Below are 14,931 nucleotides of genomic sequence, written 5' to 3'. Positions count from 1 at the left end.
AATTTTCAACTTAAGACTTAATCAACAGGAGAAGTACAATGGAGATTACCTTTCTTCAGATTGTGCTGGTGTTCATCGTCGCGTGTATTGCGGGTATGGAGTCGGTACTTGATGAATTTCAGTTCCACCGTCCTCTGGTGGCCTGTACGCTGATTGGCGCCGTTCTCGGGGATATGAAAACCGGTATTATTATCGGTGGTACCCTGGAAATGATCGCCCTGGGCTGGATGAACATCGGTGCGGCCGTTGCGCCGGATGCCGCCCTTGCTTCCATCATCTCTACCGTTCTGGTTATCGCCGGCCATCAAAGCATCGGTGCCGGTATCGCGCTGGCAATCCCGCTGGCCGCGGCAGGCCAGGTTCTGACCATTATCGTTCGTACCATCACCGTTGCCTTCCAGCACGCGGCGGATAAGGCCGCGGAGAATGGAAACCTGACGGCCATATCCTGGCTGCACGTTTCATCGCTGTTCCTGCAGGCCATGCGTATCGCTATCCCTGCCGTTATCGTGGCGATTTCCGTCGGTACCAGCGAAGTACAGGGTATGCTGAACGCCATTCCAGAAGTGGTTACCGGCGGTCTGAACATCGCGGGCGGCATGATCGTGGTCGTCGGTTACGCGATGGTCATCAATATGATGCGCGCAGGCTACCTGATGCCGTTCTTCTACCTGGGCTTTGTTACCGCCGCGTTCACCGATTTCAACCTGGTTGCTCTGGGTGTAATTGGTACCGTGATGGCGGTGCTCTACATCCAGCTGAGCCCGAAATACAACCGCGTAGCGGGTGCGCCTGTGCAGGCTGCTGGTAATAACGATCTCGACAACGAACTGGACTAACAGGTGAGCGAAATGGTTGATATGACTAAAAATACCACCGAGAAAAAACTGACTCAGAGTGATATTCGTGGCGTGTTCATTCGTTCTAACCTGTTCCAGGGTTCATGGAACTTCGAACGTATGCAGGCGCTGGGCTTCTGCTTCTCCATGGTGCCGGCTATTCGTCGCCTGTATCCGGAGAACAACGATGCGCGTAAACAGGCGATTAAGCGTCACCTTGAGTTCTTTAACACCCATCCCTACGTTGCGGCGCCGGTTCTCGGCGTAACGCTGGCGATGGAAGAGCAGCGTGCTAACGGCGCAGAGATCGACGATGGTGCTATCAACGGTATCAAAGTTGGTCTGATGGGCCCGCTGGCCGGCGTGGGCGACCCTATCTTCTGGGGTACCGTTCGTCCGGTGTTCGCCGCGCTGGGCGCAGGTATCGCCATGAGCGGCAGTCTGCTCGGGCCTCTGCTGTTCTTTATCCTGTTTAACGCGGTGCGTCTGCTGACCCGTTATTACGGCGTAGCGTACGGTTACCGTAAAGGTATCGATATCGTTAAAGATATGGGCGGCGGCTTCCTGCAGAAACTGACCGAGGGGGCGTCAATTCTCGGCCTGTTTGTCATGGGGGCATTGGTTAACAAGTGGACGCACGTGAACATCCCGCTGGTGGTTTCCACCATCACCGGTCAGGATGGCCAGACGCGCGTGACCACCGTGCAGACTATCCTTGACCAGCTGATGCCGGGCCTGGTGCCGCTGCTGCTGACCTTCGCCTGTATGTGGCTGCTGCGCAAGAAAGTTAACGCCCTGTGGATCATCGTTGGCTTCTTCGTCATCGGTATCGCGGGCTACGCTGTCGGCCTGCTGGGCCAGTAATCTACACGCTGTGCGCCGGGGGCTTGCCCCCGGCTTTTTTATTTGGAGGATGGATGACAATCACGGACCTGGTGTTAATCCTGTTTATTCTCGTTCTGCTCGCGTTTGCGATTTACGATCAGTTCATCATGCCGCGCCGCAATGGCCCCGTTTTGCTGGCTATCCCCCTGCTCCGCCGCAATCGCGTCGATGGCATTATCTTCGTCGGCCTCATTGCTATCCTGATTTATAACAATATTGCCAGCCAGGGCGAACTTATCACCACCTGGCTATTATCTGCCCTGGCCTTGATGGGGTTATATCTTTTCTGGATCCGTTCACCCAAAATCATCTTCAAAAAAGAAGGCTTTTTTTTCGCCAATATCTGGATCGAATATAAGCGTATTAAAGAGATGAATTTATCGGAAGATGGCGTGCTGGTCATGCAATTAGAGCAGCGTCGCCTGCTAATTCGCGTACAAAATATCGACGACCTGGAAAAAATATACAAACTTCTCATTTCAACTCAATGAGTTACAAATATAGCCTGCGCTATATTTTGTCATTCCCCGGCGAATGGAATATAGCCGCGGCTATATTCCATTCGTTTAATTCGCCGATATTTATTAACGAATTATTCACTTCTAAATTTAAATGAAAATCGTTATCATTTGGTTAGCAAAATAACCTGACTCCGTTATTGTTTTATATTCTAAAATTATGTTAAGGTTGCGCCCGTCGTTGGGGAGTAGCCAATTTTCTGCCTGCCAGAAAATGTACGTGTCAACATACTCGTTGCAAAACGTGGCACGTACGGGTTGAAGAAGAACGTCTTCAATCAGGCGAGACCATAGACGCATTGCTGCTGTACGCGGCGCCTCATCTTCAGGATGGGCCGCGTATTTTTACTGGGGGCGGCGATGTGTCATATGGATTATCCCCGGTCAGGACGCTCTCATGAATGTATCCGCTACAATTCTTCTTGCCTTCGGCATGTCCATGGACGCCTTCGCGGCCTCTATTGGCAAAGGCGCCACTCTCCATAAACCTAAATTTTCTGAAGCCCTGCGCACGGGTCTTATCTTTGGCGCTATCGAAACGCTCACGCCGCTGGTCGGTTGGGGAATGGGGATGCTTGCCAGCCAGTTCGTTCTCGAGTGGAACCACTGGATTGCCTTTGTGCTGCTGGTGTTTCTCGGCGGTCGAATGGTTATCGAAGGGTTTCGCGGCGGCAACGACGACTGCGAAACTCCGCGACGCCACGGTTTCTGGCTGCTGGTGACCACCGCATTCGCTACCAGCCTTGACGCCATGGCCGTCGGCGTTGGCCTGGCGTTTCTGCAGGTCAACATTATCGCCACCGCGCTGGCTATCGGCTGCGCCACGCTGATAATGTCGACGCTCGGTATGATGGTGGGACGTTTTATCGGCCCGCTGCTCGGCAAACGGGCGGAAATCCTCGGCGGTATCGTGCTGATTGGCATCGGCGCCCAGATCCTCTGGAGCCATTTCGCCGGCTGATCCTCAGGCGTCGCGCTGCCAGCAGTGAATGGCAAAATCGGTCTGGCAGTCAAATCCCACCTGTTGACGCAGCGCTTCCCGAACCGGCGGCTTAGCCCGCCACGCAAACGGCGTCATTTGCAGTAAAGCTTCCGCCTCGCTGCCGTTAAGCTGCATCGGATAGGCCAGCTGCTGCTGGTGACGTAGCGTAAACCCTGCCATCTCTTCCGCGTTTTGCTCGTGCAAACGCACTTCGTCGTATATCAACCCTTTCAGCTCCATCAGGTGACGAGGCCCCGGCGTCGCGGTGATGACCCAGCCGCCGGGGCGGACAACGCGCGCCAGCTCAACGGCATTGCAGGGGGCGTAAATACGTACTATCGCATCCAGGCTTGCATCCTCAAACGGTAAACGCTGGCTGGAGGCGACGCAAAAGTTGACCTGCGGGTACCGTTTTGCCGCCGCGCGGATAGCGGATTTCGACACGTCCAGACCCCAGCTGCGGCTGGCGATGGCGGCAAAAGCGTGCGTGTAGTAGCCTTCCCCGCAGCCGATGTCCAGTAAATCGGTCGGAGCGAAAGTGTGCAGATAAGCGCAGATCGCGTCGCGAAGCGGCTGATAATGACCCGCATCGAGAAACGCCCGCCGGGCCTGCATCATTTCAGCGCTGTCGCCCGGATCGCGGGAACGCTTAAACTGCACCGGCAGTAAATTGACGTACCCTTCCTTCGCCAGATCGAACTGATGCCGCTGCGGGCAGATAAAGCTATTATCGCGGCGCTCAAGCGGCGCGTGGCAAAGTGGGCAACTGTAAGACATGGCAACTCCGGTGTGCTGAAAGGGCGAAAGTGTAGCGCTATTCGCCCCTCCAGGCCACCGTTACAGCGCAGGCGGCAGCACGCCGTCATGATGCATGACGATCAGGTTTTCAGAACCCTGCGGCATCCCATCTGGCATCACGTTTTCCAGGCGCAGGACATCGCCCATGATCTGGCTGAATACCGGCGCCGACACTGCTCCACCGTAATACGAACCGTTGCTGGGGTCGTTCATCACCACTACCAGCGCAAATTTTGGGTTACTGGCGGGCGCCACCCCTGCGGTGTAGGCCACGTATTTGTCGATATATTTCCCGTCAGGGCCAATTTTCTTGGCGGTACCGGTTTTTACCGCCACCCGATAGTCGCGCACCGCCGCTTTGGTGCCCCCGCCGCCCGGCAAAGCAACGCTCTCCATCATATGTTCGACTTCATGCACAATCTGCTCCGGCATCACTCGGGTGCCCATGACCGGCGGATCGATACGCGTGATCGATAGCGGACGCTCAATACCGTAGCTGCCGATAGTTGCGTAAACGTGCGCCAGCTGAAGCGGCGTAACCATCAGGCCGTAACCGAAGGCGAATGTCGCCCGGTCCAGCTGTCCCCAGTAGCGACGCTGCGGCATCAGCCCGGCGCTTTCACCGGTTAATCCCAGACCGGTAGAGTCGCCGAAACCGAACGCTTTATAGGTATCGATAAGATGTTGAATCGGCATGGCCAGCGACAAATGTGAAACGCCGGTATCGCTGGATTTTTGCAGAATGCCGGTGAGGGACAGCTCAGGGTAGTAACCGACGTCGCGAATACGATGACCGTCGAGGGTAAACGGATGGGTATCCACCACGCTATCCGGCTGAACAATGCCCTGCTGGAGCGCGGTCATCAGCACCAGCGGCTTAACCGTCGACCCCGGCTCGAAAGTATCGCTAATCGCGCGATTGCGGAAATCATCCAGCTTCGCGTCATCGCGATTGTTAGGGTTGAAATCGGGGTAGCTGGCCATCGACAGGATTTCCCCGGTATCAATTTTAATTAATACCGCCGCCCCTGATTCCGCTTTGTTCCAGCGCACGGCGTTATCCAGCGCGTCCTCGGTCACCGTTTGCAGACGCTCATCGATACTGAGCTGCAAATTGTGGGCCGGGACCGCCGGGACTTCGGTGATATTTTCGATGACGTTGCCGTGCCGGTCTTTGCGCACCAGACGGCGCCCGGGCTGACCGGTTAGCTGGGCATTAAAGCTTTTCTCTACCCCCTCGATCCCCTGATTATCGATATTGGTAAAGCCCAGCAGATTAGCCGCAACGTGCCCCGCGGGATAAAAACGACGCGACTCATCGCGCAGATTAATCCCCGGCAGGTGCAGCTTGTCGATCCACTCCGCCTGCTCCGGGTTTATCTGGCGCGCCAGATAGAGAAAACGCGCATGAGGATGCGCCTGCACGCGATGGGCAAGCTCGCTAAGGTTGAGGTGTAAAGCTTGCGCCATCGCCTGCCAGCGCGGGCCATACCCGACGCCGCCTTTTGCGAGAGTTGTTTGCGGATCGATCCAGATGGCGCTCACCGGCACGCTAACCGCCAGCGGGCGGCCCTCGCGATCGCTAATCATGCCGCGCTGCACGTCGATAGGCTCTTCGCGCAAGGAGCGCATATCTTCTTGTTTAACCAAATTGTCGGGAGAGACAATTTGCAGCCAGCCTACCCGGGCCAGCAGCAGACCCATACAGCAAAGAATGGCCACGCATAACAACCCAAACCGTAAAGGGGTAAAGTTAGCGGCTGACTTAAGTTTGTTCTTTTGCACCTTAGCTCCATCATTATTTTGCAACCACCTGATTTAACAGATATATACAAAACAGGTTGCTAAACAGTGCTAATAAGGATGTTGTTTTGCAACAAAGCGCAACAGAGGGAGGAAAAATGACATGATTTGCAATAAAGACTAAAAAGCCCCGCGGCTGCGAGGCTTTCTTACAAGATTCAGTGGTCTAAATCAGATAGCAGTTACGTTAACTGCAGCTGGACCTTTCTGGCCGTCCTGAATTTCGAACTCAACGTTCTGGCCTTCAGCCAGAGTTTTGAAGCCGTTACCCTGGATAGCGGAGAAGTGTACGAACACATCTTTGCTGCCATCAGCCGGAGTAATGAAGCCAAAACCTTTAGACTCGTTGAACCACTTAACTTGACCTTTAATCTTTGCCATTTGCAAAATTCCTTAGACTGTTTTCTTCGCCCGTGGGGCACTTACATAGATAAAACTGACACATGACTGCATGAGGCACTAATATAAGGTTCGGCAGAGAAGCGGTATTCAACGACAACGTGTTTACTCAGGACTTCTTTACTGAAAATGCCACACATAAACAGAACTGTACCTCGTTTAACCCGAAAGGTGTTATCACATACTACGTAAATAATGGCAAGCCATTTTTAGACGGCTCTCGATCGCTCGCACAAATTATAAGGGAATCATTTGATCACCTGCACATTTATGCGACTTTGCTTCCTCTGGCTTATCCTTCTCCCTCCGCGCTGGCGCCGCTGAGACGGCCCCCTGCCTGGGAGTTTATCCGCCATTGCTCAATGACTTCAGCTTGCCGGGCCCCGCGTAGAGCCAAACTGCCAATTTTAGGGGGAGTCAGAAATCATTGCATAAAGATGCATTTAAAAGCTCATATCGATAGTTGAAAAATTGCTTTACCGGCCCATGGCATAATATCGAAGCGCGTTAATTGAAGTACTTAAAATATTGTCTATACTTCACCGCAATAATGAACGCCTGATGACAGTCGGGTCTTTCCTGTTCTTTTATTTGATGAATTAAACAAACTAATTAAAGAGAGCATAAACGCGCCGCCTCCGCTTGCCGGTGGGCAGGTTTACGGTCGGAAGAGAATTTATCGATAAGGATACGTTATACACCGGGGGAGATACAGGCGCACACCGTCACGATGTACACCTGACAATCAGATTAGCGCTCTGCGACCAGACGAATGAAGTCGTCGTCGCCTTTCCCCTTCTCGGCGATGGAAGGTTCTGCGGCACTCTCCTTCTCTGGCTCATTGGCCTCGCAGAGACGGCGCAGCAGCGCGTTTTGCCGCTTTTGCTGATCCAGCAGCGCCTGCAGCAGCGCTATCTGCTCATTAGCGCGCGAGCTGGCGCGATTAACAAAAAACCATAACAACAGGCCGACAAGCAACAGCACAACTGAAAGCGCCACGGATGCCAGGCTTACAATCCCAGGATTTAGTAACTCACTCATTTCACCACCTCAAAGAGAAGGCGTTTATTCTACCACCCGCGCGGCAGAAGAAAATCAGTCATATTAAAAATGTCTTACCAGGGAATAAATTTATTGATAGTGCAGATGCCGCTGAAGAACTGTACATCCTGATCGCACATTACGTTAAGCATCTGAGTCCATAGCAGTAAACAACCTGCGATGATGACTATCAGCAAAACCCAGCGTAATTTTTTCACTCCACACTCCGCATCAGTACCAGATGTCGCCAGGATAACATGACCTTCTTAAACCGCGGCTAACTGTAATACGAAAGGCAAGTTTAGGAATCATAGACTTGTTTCAAACGATGTTCATGCCAGAATGGACGCAAGGATAATACAAATAATGAGGCAACAATGCGATTGATCATTCGTACCATTGTGGTGCTGGCTATCTTGTGGATTGGCGTATTATTAAGCGGCTACGGCGTATTAATGGGCAGCAGTGAGAATGCCGGGGGGCTGGGATTGCAGTGTAAATATCTCACGGCTCGCGGCATCAGTACCGCACAATATGTTCATTCCAGCAGCGGTATTATCGGCATTACCGATTGCCCTATCCTGCGAAAAAGCGCCACGGTAGTCGATAACGGCTAGTCACGATCGGGCTACAGACGCTGTAGCCCGATTTACGCACAAGGTCAGAACGGATAATCGTTGTAGCCCATCTGTTCTGAAATTTTACGCGCCGCCGTGTGCAGCATCGCCACGTACTCGTTCAGGCGCTCCTCCGAGAAACGCAGCGTCGGGAAAGAGATACTCAGGCCCGCGATAACCACGCCGAAGCGGTCGAAAACCGGAACCCCGATGCAGCGCAGCCCCTCTTCCTGCTCTTCGTTATCTTCGCCATACCCCTGCTCGCGGACCTTATCGAGAACCGCCAGCAGCGCTTCGGTGCTGGTGATAGTTCTGTCGGTGCTGCGTTTGTACTCCACCCCTTCCAGAATCTGCTCAACCTCGGCACGATCGCGCCAGGCCAGCAGCACTTTACCGATCGCGGTGCTGTACAGCGGGTTACGACGCCCGATGCGCGAATACATGCGCAAATTGTACATTGAGTCGATTTTGTGGATGTAAACAATACTGTCTTCATCCAGGGCGCCCAGGTGGACGGTCTCTTTCGTCAGGCGTGAAAGCTCGCGCATCTGAATATCAGCGCTGCGCACCAAATCAACGTTCTGCAAAGCCCGCGCGCCAAGTTCGAAGAGTTTCAGGGTCAGAGAATATTTCTCGGATTCGCCTTCCTGAGCTACGTATCCCAGCGATTTCATGGTCTGCAAAAAGCGATAAACGGTGCTTTTTGACATCATGACGCGCTGGGACAGTTCGGTAATGCCAATTTCACGCTCTTCGCCAAGCGCCTGCAGAATGCCAAAAACCTTCAATACCGAAGAGACAGAATCTGGCTGTTTATCCAAATCTGCAACTGCCATTTATCACCTCATCGCAACTGTTTTATAAAAATTAGAACCGGTTTTTATTATAAATTCGCATCCCGCTACCCGCAATCGTTCTTCTGCCGATTCGTTACAAATCTGCGACATGCCGCTGAATAATCAATGCTAAAATTATTAACCAGTTAATAGTTCCCGATAAGATACAGACTTCACATGGATAAAAACATCTCCGATGGGCTGCCTTTACCGCAGCGTTACGGCGCCATTCTGACCATTGTATTAGGCCTGGCGATGGCGGTGCTGGACGGCGCTATCGCCAACGTCGCCCTGCCGACCATCGCCAGCGATTTAAACGCATCCCCGGCCTCTTCAATCTGGATAGTTAATGCCTACCAAATCGCTATCGTTATCGCGCTGCTGCCGCTCTCTTTCCTCGGTGATATGGTCGGCTACCGGCGTATTTATAAAATCGGCCTGGTGCTTTTTACCTTCACCTCACTGGCCTGCGCGCTCTCCAGAAGCCTCGAAATGCTGACCCTGGCGCGCGTGGCGCAGGGGCTCGGCGGCGCGGCGCTGATGAGCGTGAACACCGCGCTGATTCGCCTGATTTATCCTCAGCGCTTTCTCGGCCGCGGGATGGGGATCAACTCTTTCGTGGTGGCCGTCTCCTCCGCGGCGGGGCCGACCATCGCCGCCGCGATTCTCTCAATGGCTTCATGGCAATGGCTGTTTCTGATTAACGTTCCGCTGGGGATTATTTCACTGCTTCTCGCGATGCGCTATCTGCCAGCTAACACCGGCCGCAGCAAGGTTACCCGCTTCGACCTGCCGAGCGCCATCATGAATGCCCTCACTTTTGGCTTACTGATTACCGCCCTCGGCGGGTTCGCTCAGGGCCAGTCAGGCGCGCTGGTTGCGGCGGAGGTTATGGCCATGCTGGTTGTCGGGTTCTTTTTTGTCCGCCGCCAGCTCAAAATGCCGGTCCCCCTGCTGCCGGTTGACCTGCTGCGCATTCCGCTATTCTCTCTGTCAATTTGTACGTCGATATGCTCTTTTTGCGCCCAGATGCTGGCGATGGTTTCGCTGCCGTTCTTCCTGCAGTCAATGATGGGGCGTAGCGAAGTGGAAACCGGTCTGCTCCTGACGCCGTGGCCGCTGGCCACTATGGTGATGGCGCCGCTGGCGGGATATTTGATTGAGAAAGTTCACGCCGGGCTGCTGGGCGCGATGGGTCTAATCATCATGGCCTGCGGCCTGTTCGGCCTGGCTTTACTGCCCTCCGCGCCGTCGGACCTGGATATTATCTGGCGAATGGCGCTCTGCGGCGCGGGCTTTGGTCTGTTCCAGTCCCCCAACAATCACACCATCGTCTCGTCAGCGCCGGCTCATCGCAGCGGCGGCGCAAGCGGCATGCTGGGGACCGCGCGCCTGCTTGGACAGAGCACTGGCGCCGCGCTGGTGGCGCTGCTGTTTAACCTGCTGGGCGATAGCGGAACCCACACCGCCCTTTTGCTGGCCGGAACGTTTGCCGTCGTCGCGGCCGCCGTCAGCGGGCTACGCGTCACGCAGCCGCGCGTCAGGCTGTAACGCAAAACCGGCATAAAAAAATCCGCAGCCCGAAGGTTGCGGATTTTTGTTTTCAGGGCCAGACGCGACGGTTATTTCAGGTATTCGCCGCTGCGCAGGGCTTCAATACGTTTATCCAGCGGCGGGTGAGTCATAAACAACTCGCTCATGGATTTCGCTTTGCCGTTAATGCAGAACGCCATCATGCTGCTGGCCTCCTGCGGCTCATAGCTGGTTTTCAGACGCTGCAGCGCGGCGATCATTTTCTCACGCCCTACCAGCTTCGCTGAACCGGCGTCCGCATGGAACTCGCGGTAGCGGGAGAACCACATGGTGATGATGCTGGCCAGAATACCAAATACCAGCTCCAGCACCGTGGCTACCGCAAAGTAGATCAGCGGGTTGCCGTTGCTGCTTTCACCTTCATCGCGGTTGCCGCCGAGGAAGCCCGCCGCAATCTGCGCGATAACGCGCGAGATAAAGATAACGAAGGTGTTCACTACCCCCTGGATCAGCGTCATGGTGACCATATCACCGTTGGCGATGTGGCTAATCTCATGGGCGATAACCGCTTCCGCTTCATCACGGCTCATGTTCTGCAGCAGCCCGGTACTGACCGCCACCAGCGACGCATCGCGGCGCGCGCCGGTCGCGAAGGCGTTAATATCCGGCGCATGGTAGATAGCGACCTGCGGCATAGCGATGCCCGCCTGGCGCGCCTGCTGCGCGACGGTATTCATCAGCCAGCGCTCGGTTTCGTTACGCGGCTGCTCAATGACTTCCCCACCCACCGATTTCAGCGCCATCCATTTCGACATCAGCAGCGAAACGATTGAGCCGCCGAAACCAAACAACAGGGCCATGATCAGCAGCCCGGTCATGCTGCTTGACTGAATTCCCGTCAGGCTCAGCACCAGCCCGAACACCACCATCACTGCCAGGTTGGTCAGCAGGAAAAGCGCGATTCGCATCATAATTTTCTTTTAACCTCGATTTAACAAAACGCACTATGCGATTACCCACATGGTATGGGTAGAACGCCAATTTTCAACCATCAGGCCCCGCTAAGTCACGAGAAAGACACAACTTTACATTTTGTAGCATATTGCTGACGCTGGGCAAAAGCGTTGACATTTTGTTGAAATCAGGCAATGAACGTTGGGAAAGGCGAGAAAGAAAACGGGCACAACTTAGTGTGCCCGTTGGGGGATTATTTACTGGCCGGAGGCTCGACCGCTGGCCGATCCTTTTCCTCATGGGCCAGGTCGAGCGCAATATGAACCGTTTCATCAAGATACGGGTCAGGCTCCTGGTAATCCTTCGGCAGATCTTCCAGTTTTTTCAGTAGCGGCTTGCCTTCGCGTTTCAGGCGATCGTTAACGCGGGCCAGACGAATTGCATCATCTTCTTCATTCTCCTTTTCACGCTGCGCGTAATTCAGGGAGACGATGTTGCGTTTGTCTTTCATCGCGTTATAGCGAGCAATGTCCTTCATGATGTACTGGAACTCAGGATCCTTGGCGATACGGGCATCGTGGCGCTTCAGCAGCTCGGGTCCGAACGGCGTCAGGTCACCATACTTCACGAAAGTTGCCGCATTGACGCTATCCCACGGCAGCGCGTTATCTTCATACTGCTCGCCGGTTTCACGCTCTTCGGTTCCGGTCGGCATCATGATGTCCGGCGTCACACCCTTGCGCTGAGTACTCCCGCCGTTAATACGGTAGAATTTCTGGATGGTGTACTGTACGGACCCCAGCGCCGGCCAGTCAGGGCGCAGCATCTGATCGTAAATGCGGTTCAGCGAACGATACTGCTGGACGGTCCCCTTGCCAAAGGTCGGCTCACCGACGATCAGCGCTCGGCCATAGTCCTGCATCGCGGCGGCGAAAATTTCAGAAGCCGAGGCGCTGAAACGGTCGACCAGCACCACCAGCGGGCCTTTGTAGTACACCACGCCGTCGGTATCGCTGTCTTCACGCACCTTACCGTTATTATCGCGAACCTGGACAACCGGGCCGGATGGAATAAACAGGCCAGAAAGCGAAACCGCTTCGGTCAGCGCCCCGCCGCCGTTGCTGCGCAGATCGATAACGATGCTGCTAACGTTCTGTTTCTCCAGTTTCTGCAGCTGAACCTTGACGTCGTCCGTCAGGCCAACATAGAAACCCGGAATATCCAGCACGCCAACCTTCTCTTTGCCGACGGTTTTGACTGACATCTTAACCGCGCGGTCTTCAAGACGAATGCGTTCGCGCGTGAGGGTCACAATCCGCGTTTTCGCGCCTTTACCCGCCGGGAGAATTTCCAGACGAACCTTGCTGCCCTTGGGACCTTTAATCAGCGCCACGACATCATCAAGACGCCAGCCGATGACATCAACCATGCCTTTACCCGGCTGCCCAACGCCAACGATACGGTCGCCCACGCTGATGGATTTACTCTTCGCCGCAGGACCACCGGCCACCAGTGAGTTGATCACCGTGTAGTCGTCATCCATCTGCAGTACCGCGCCGATACCTTCGAGAGACAGGCTCATTTCGGTGTTGAACTGTTCGGTATTGCGCGGAGAGAGATAGTTCGTATGCGGGTCGATTTCACGCGCAAAGGCGGTCATCGCCAGCGAGAAAACGTCTTCACTATTGGTTTGCGCCAGACGGCGAATGGCAAACTTGTAGCGACGGGTTAGGGTCTCGCGAATCTCTTTATCATCTTTGCCAGCCAGCTTGAGGCTGAGCTGATCAAACTTCACCTTGGCGTCCCACAGCGCATTCAGCTCGGCCTCATCTTTCGGCCAGGGAGACTTGCTGCGGTCAAGGTTGAAGTTGTCATTGCCGGTAAAGTCCATCGGACGTTCCAGCACTTTCAATGCATATTGATAACGCTCAAATCGACGCTTCTGCGCCAGGTTATACAGGTCGTAAAAAACGTCCAGCTTCCCGCTGCGCAGCTCATCGCCGATTTGATTCTTTTTCGCGGCAAACTGGGCCACGTCGCTGGCTAACAGCACGTTATGGCTGTAGTCGAGCAGGTTCAGGTAGCGATCGAAAATTTTTGCCGAAAAGGCATTATCAAGATCGAACTGCCGGTAGTGAGAGCGGGTAAAGCGCGATGTGACGCGCTCGCTCACCGTCGCGTGCTGCGGCTCTTCTTTCAGCACGGGGATTTGATCGACCCGGGTGATATCGTCCACGGCGAACGACTGGCCTGCGATTACCAGCAGGCCCGCCAACGCGGTGAGCTTAAAGAATTTGTTCATGCCTGGCCCGGCCTCCGTTTCAGAACACCAGGTGTTCTGCGCGTACAATCATTGACATACCAGAAGTCAGCTGTACACGAACGCCATCTTTGGTGATTTCCAGGACGGTGGCGTCCATTGCATTATTGCCTGCTTTCACCTTCAGTGCCTGGCCAACGGTCAATACAGACACATCTGATACAGGGGTATGACGCTCTTCGCGCGGCGCTTTGGCTGCTGCTGCCGGGCGAGGTTTACGCTGCTCAGCGCCGTCTTTACGACGCGCCTGAGGCTGAGGACGCGGTTTACGCTCGCGACGTGCCCCCTCTTCCGGCTGGCCTGCTGCGGCAGCGGCTTCGCGTTTTTTGGCCTGCTGCGCTTCGCGCTGCGCCTGGACGCGGGCTTTTGCTTCTTCAAGCTGCTGACGGGCATGAGCAACGTGCTGCTCTTCCAGTTCGCCGCACGGGTTGCCGTCAAGGTCAACGCGGACTGCGCCAGGCTTAACGCCGTACAGGTAGCGCCAGCTCGAAGTATAAAGACGCAAAGCAGCGCGAAGTTGGGTTTTGCTGAGATTCATCTCTCCGCCAACGCGCTCAACGAGATCCTGAAAAATACCGACTTTCAGGGGGCGAGCTTCGCCTTCAGCGCTAAAACACTGAGGGAAACGTTCGGCCAGAAACGCAATGACTTCTTTACTGCTATTCAACTTAGGTTGATTTTCCATGAAATTTCCTGATTACAACGGACGTAGCCAACAAGCCGCAGGCATGAACAGGCGTCATTATAATGACGTCATCGGTAAATGCTACGTTATCCGTTGATTATCCTGCGACGCGGGTGAATATTTTTTGATAATCAGTCGCAGAAATGAGTTTTTCCAGATGCGCGACCAGTTCTGCCAGTCCCTGCTCATCTTCAGCGGTGAAGCGGGAATGCGCCGTGCTATCGATATCCAGGACGCCGATAGTTTGATTGTTCACCCGTAACGGGAAGACAATTTCCGAATTACTGGCGGCGTCACAGGCGATGTGCCCATCAAACGCGTGAACATCCTCTACCCGCTGCACGCGATTCTGCGCGACGGCAGTCCCGCATACGCCGCGTCCGACCGGAATCCGCACGCAGGCCAGCTTGCCCTGGAACGGGCCAAGAACCAGCGTGTCACCTTCCAGAAGATAGAAGCCGGCCCAGTTCACGTCGGTCAGCCGCTCGAACAGCAGCGCGCTGGTATTTGAAATCATCGCCAGAAAACTGGTTTCGCCTGCCATTAACGCCTGAAAATCGCGGTTCAAATCCGCGTAGAATTCTGATTTGTTCATTATTTGGTCGCTTAGTTGTCTTACTACCTTACACTTACAGCCTAATAAAATAAGCTTTAAATGCATTCATGCTCAAGATGAATTCATTCCTGAGTTAAGATAGAGAGATACACTCATTTCTGTAAG

16 protein-coding genes, 1 pseudogene and 1 riboswitch are annotated in these 14,931 nt (G+C 54.3%); of the genes and pseudogenes, 6 read left to right on the top strand and 11 right to left on the bottom strand.

Going from position 1 to position 14,931, the window contains the following annotated elements:
• The first annotated feature begins 38 nt into the window (after positions 1 to 38).
• The 4 genes from manY to mntP all read left to right on the top strand — a co-directional run bounded on the left by manY (position 39) and on the right by mntP (position 3,203).
• Entirely contained in the window at positions 39 to 839 is an 801-nt protein-coding gene (gene manY / locus F8562_RS17840; protein ID WP_004103305.1) for a PTS mannose transporter subunit IIC, read from the top strand.
• Positions 840 to 851: 12 nt separating this feature from the next.
• Positions 852 to 1,703 carry a PTS mannose transporter subunit IID gene (locus F8562_RS17835; RefSeq protein WP_004103307.1) on the top strand — a complete coding sequence of 284 codons (852 nt, stop codon included), beginning with the start codon at positions 852 to 854 and terminating at the stop codon, positions 1,701 to 1,703.
• 53 nt (positions 1,704 to 1,756) lie between these two features.
• Positions 1,757 to 2,215: a DUF986 family protein gene (locus tag F8562_RS17830; protein ID WP_004852044.1), complete on the top strand. Its 459-nt coding sequence runs from the start codon at positions 1,757 to 1,759 to the stop codon at positions 2,213 to 2,215.
• 198 nt (positions 2,216 to 2,413) lie between these two features.
• A riboswitch (yybP-ykoY riboswitch) is annotated at positions 2,414 to 2,568 on the top strand.
• Positions 2,569 to 2,639: 71 nt separating this feature from the next.
• Positions 2,640 to 3,203 (top strand): manganese efflux pump MntP, encoded by a 564-nt coding sequence (gene mntP / locus F8562_RS17825; protein WP_014838812.1) that lies wholly within the window; start codon positions 2,640 to 2,642, stop codon positions 3,201 to 3,203.
• 3 nt (positions 3,204 to 3,206) lie between these two features.
• Here the strand turns inward: mntP and rlmA are convergent, their stop codons facing one another.
• The 6 genes and pseudogenes from rlmA to mgrB form a co-directional block, all read right to left on the bottom strand.
• Complete coding sequence (gene rlmA, locus F8562_RS17820) at positions 3,207 to 4,001, bottom strand: 23S rRNA (guanine(745)-N(1))-methyltransferase (RefSeq protein WP_014838813.1); 795 nt, start codon at positions 3,999 to 4,001, stop codon at positions 3,207 to 3,209.
• Between the two features lie 60 nt (positions 4,002 to 4,061).
• Positions 4,062 to 5,807, bottom strand: coding sequence for a peptidoglycan glycosyltransferase FtsI (ftsI, locus tag F8562_RS17815; protein WP_014229820.1), 1,746 nt, complete (start codon positions 5,805 to 5,807; stop codon positions 4,062 to 4,064).
• Positions 5,808 to 5,996: 189 nt separating this feature from the next.
• Positions 5,997 to 6,206, bottom strand: coding sequence for a transcription antiterminator/RNA stability regulator CspE (cspE, locus tag F8562_RS17810; RefSeq protein ID WP_001062678.1), 210 nt, complete (start codon positions 6,204 to 6,206; stop codon positions 5,997 to 5,999).
• A 12-nt stretch (positions 6,207 to 6,218) separates the two neighbouring features.
• Positions 6,219 to 6,364, bottom strand: a pseudogene (locus tag F8562_RS17805) (DUF2627 domain-containing protein).
• 610 nt (positions 6,365 to 6,974) lie between these two features.
• Positions 6,975 to 7,265 carry a YebO family protein gene (locus F8562_RS17800; RefSeq protein WP_004103312.1) on the bottom strand — a complete coding sequence of 97 codons (291 nt, stop codon included), beginning with the start codon at positions 7,263 to 7,265 and terminating at the stop codon, positions 6,975 to 6,977.
• A gap of 74 nt (positions 7,266 to 7,339) precedes the next feature.
• A complete protein-coding gene (mgrB, locus tag F8562_RS17795; RefSeq protein ID WP_002911375.1) occupies positions 7,340 to 7,483 on the bottom strand; it encodes a PhoP/PhoQ regulator MgrB in 144 nt (47 codons plus the stop codon).
• A 159-nt stretch (positions 7,484 to 7,642) separates the two neighbouring features.
• On the opposite strand from mgrB, the gene F8562_RS17790 reads away from it, so the two are divergent.
• Positions 7,643 to 7,882 carry a YobH family protein gene (locus F8562_RS17790; RefSeq protein WP_004122000.1) on the top strand — a complete coding sequence of 80 codons (240 nt, stop codon included), beginning with the start codon at positions 7,643 to 7,645 and terminating at the stop codon, positions 7,880 to 7,882.
• A 44-nt stretch (positions 7,883 to 7,926) separates the two neighbouring features.
• Here F8562_RS17790 and kdgR read toward each other — a convergent pair whose 3' ends face one another.
• Positions 7,927 to 8,718 (bottom strand): DNA-binding transcriptional regulator KdgR, encoded by a 792-nt coding sequence (gene kdgR / locus F8562_RS17785; RefSeq protein WP_014229821.1) that lies wholly within the window; start codon positions 8,716 to 8,718, stop codon positions 7,927 to 7,929.
• A 177-nt stretch (positions 8,719 to 8,895) separates the two neighbouring features.
• On the opposite strand from kdgR, the gene F8562_RS17780 reads away from it, so the two are divergent.
• The gene (locus F8562_RS17780) at positions 8,896 to 10,269 is read left to right on the top strand and encodes an MFS transporter (RefSeq protein WP_014229822.1); all 1,374 of its coding nucleotides are present in this window, start codon (positions 8,896 to 8,898) and stop codon (positions 10,267 to 10,269) included.
• Positions 10,270 to 10,340: 71 nt separating this feature from the next.
• Here the strand turns inward: F8562_RS17780 and htpX are convergent, their stop codons facing one another.
• From htpX to F8562_RS17760, 4 genes are all read right to left on the bottom strand, one after another.
• On the bottom strand, positions 10,341 to 11,222 hold the full coding sequence (gene htpX, locus F8562_RS17775) for a protease HtpX (RefSeq protein WP_014229823.1): 882 nt from the start codon (positions 11,220 to 11,222) through the stop codon (positions 10,341 to 10,343).
• 236 nt (positions 11,223 to 11,458) lie between these two features.
• On the bottom strand, positions 11,459 to 13,507 hold the full coding sequence (gene prc, locus F8562_RS17770; protein WP_014838815.1) for a carboxy terminal-processing peptidase: 2,049 nt from the start codon (positions 13,505 to 13,507) through the stop codon (positions 11,459 to 11,461).
• Between the two features lie 19 nt (positions 13,508 to 13,526).
• A complete protein-coding gene (gene proQ / locus F8562_RS17765; protein WP_004852059.1) occupies positions 13,527 to 14,210 on the bottom strand; it encodes an RNA chaperone ProQ in 684 nt (227 codons plus the stop codon).
• Between the two features lie 97 nt (positions 14,211 to 14,307).
• Positions 14,308 to 14,805: a GAF domain-containing protein gene (locus F8562_RS17760; protein WP_014229825.1), complete on the bottom strand. Its 498-nt coding sequence runs from the start codon at positions 14,803 to 14,805 to the stop codon at positions 14,308 to 14,310.
• Positions 14,806 to 14,931: the final 126 nt, after the last annotated feature.

The sequence above is a fragment of the Klebsiella sp. RCJ4 genome, assembly GCF_009025755.1.
GTDB classification, from domain to species: domain Bacteria; phylum Pseudomonadota; class Gammaproteobacteria; order Enterobacterales; family Enterobacteriaceae; genus Klebsiella; species Klebsiella michiganensis.
Note: the sequence above shows the minus strand (reverse complement) of the source record. Positions and strands in the feature narration are given on the sequence as shown.

Bases quoted from the DNA above. Each gene is read 5' to 3' on its own strand.
- manY (WP_004103305.1), top strand. From the start codon at position 39: ATGGAGATTACCTTTCTTCAGATTGTGCTGGTGTTCATCGTCGCGTGT.
- mntP (WP_014838812.1), top strand. From the start codon at position 2,640: ATGAATGTATCCGCTACAATTCTTCTTGCCTTCGGCATGTCCATGGAC.
- F8562_RS17760 (WP_014229825.1), bottom strand. From the start codon at position 14,805: ATGAACAAATCAGAATTCTACGCGGATTTGAACCGCGATTTTCAGGCG.
- cspE (WP_001062678.1), bottom strand. From the start codon at position 6,206: ATGGCAAAGATTAAAGGTCAAGTTAAGTGGTTCAACGAGTCTAAAGGT.
- htpX (WP_014229823.1), bottom strand. From the start codon at position 11,222: ATGATGCGAATCGCGCTTTTCCTGCTGACCAACCTGGCAGTGATGGTG.
- F8562_RS17830 (WP_004852044.1), top strand. From the start codon at position 1,757: ATGACAATCACGGACCTGGTGTTAATCCTGTTTATTCTCGTTCTGCTC.
- F8562_RS17780 (WP_014229822.1), top strand. From the start codon at position 8,896: ATGGATAAAAACATCTCCGATGGGCTGCCTTTACCGCAGCGTTACGGC.
- rlmA (WP_014838813.1), bottom strand. From the start codon at position 4,001: ATGTCTTACAGTTGCCCACTTTGCCACGCGCCGCTTGAGCGCCGCGAT.
- kdgR (WP_014229821.1), bottom strand. From the start codon at position 8,718: ATGGCAGTTGCAGATTTGGATAAACAGCCAGATTCTGTCTCTTCGGTA.
- F8562_RS17800 (WP_004103312.1), bottom strand. From the start codon at position 7,265: ATGAGTGAGTTACTAAATCCTGGGATTGTAAGCCTGGCATCCGTGGCG.
- proQ (WP_004852059.1), bottom strand. From the start codon at position 14,210: ATGGAAAATCAACCTAAGTTGAATAGCAGTAAAGAAGTCATTGCGTTT.
- F8562_RS17790 (WP_004122000.1), top strand. From the start codon at position 7,643: ATGCGATTGATCATTCGTACCATTGTGGTGCTGGCTATCTTGTGGATT.
- F8562_RS17835 (WP_004103307.1), top strand. From the start codon at position 852: ATGGTTGATATGACTAAAAATACCACCGAGAAAAAACTGACTCAGAGT.
- prc (WP_014838815.1), bottom strand. From the start codon at position 13,507: ATGAACAAATTCTTTAAGCTCACCGCGTTGGCGGGCCTGCTGGTAATC.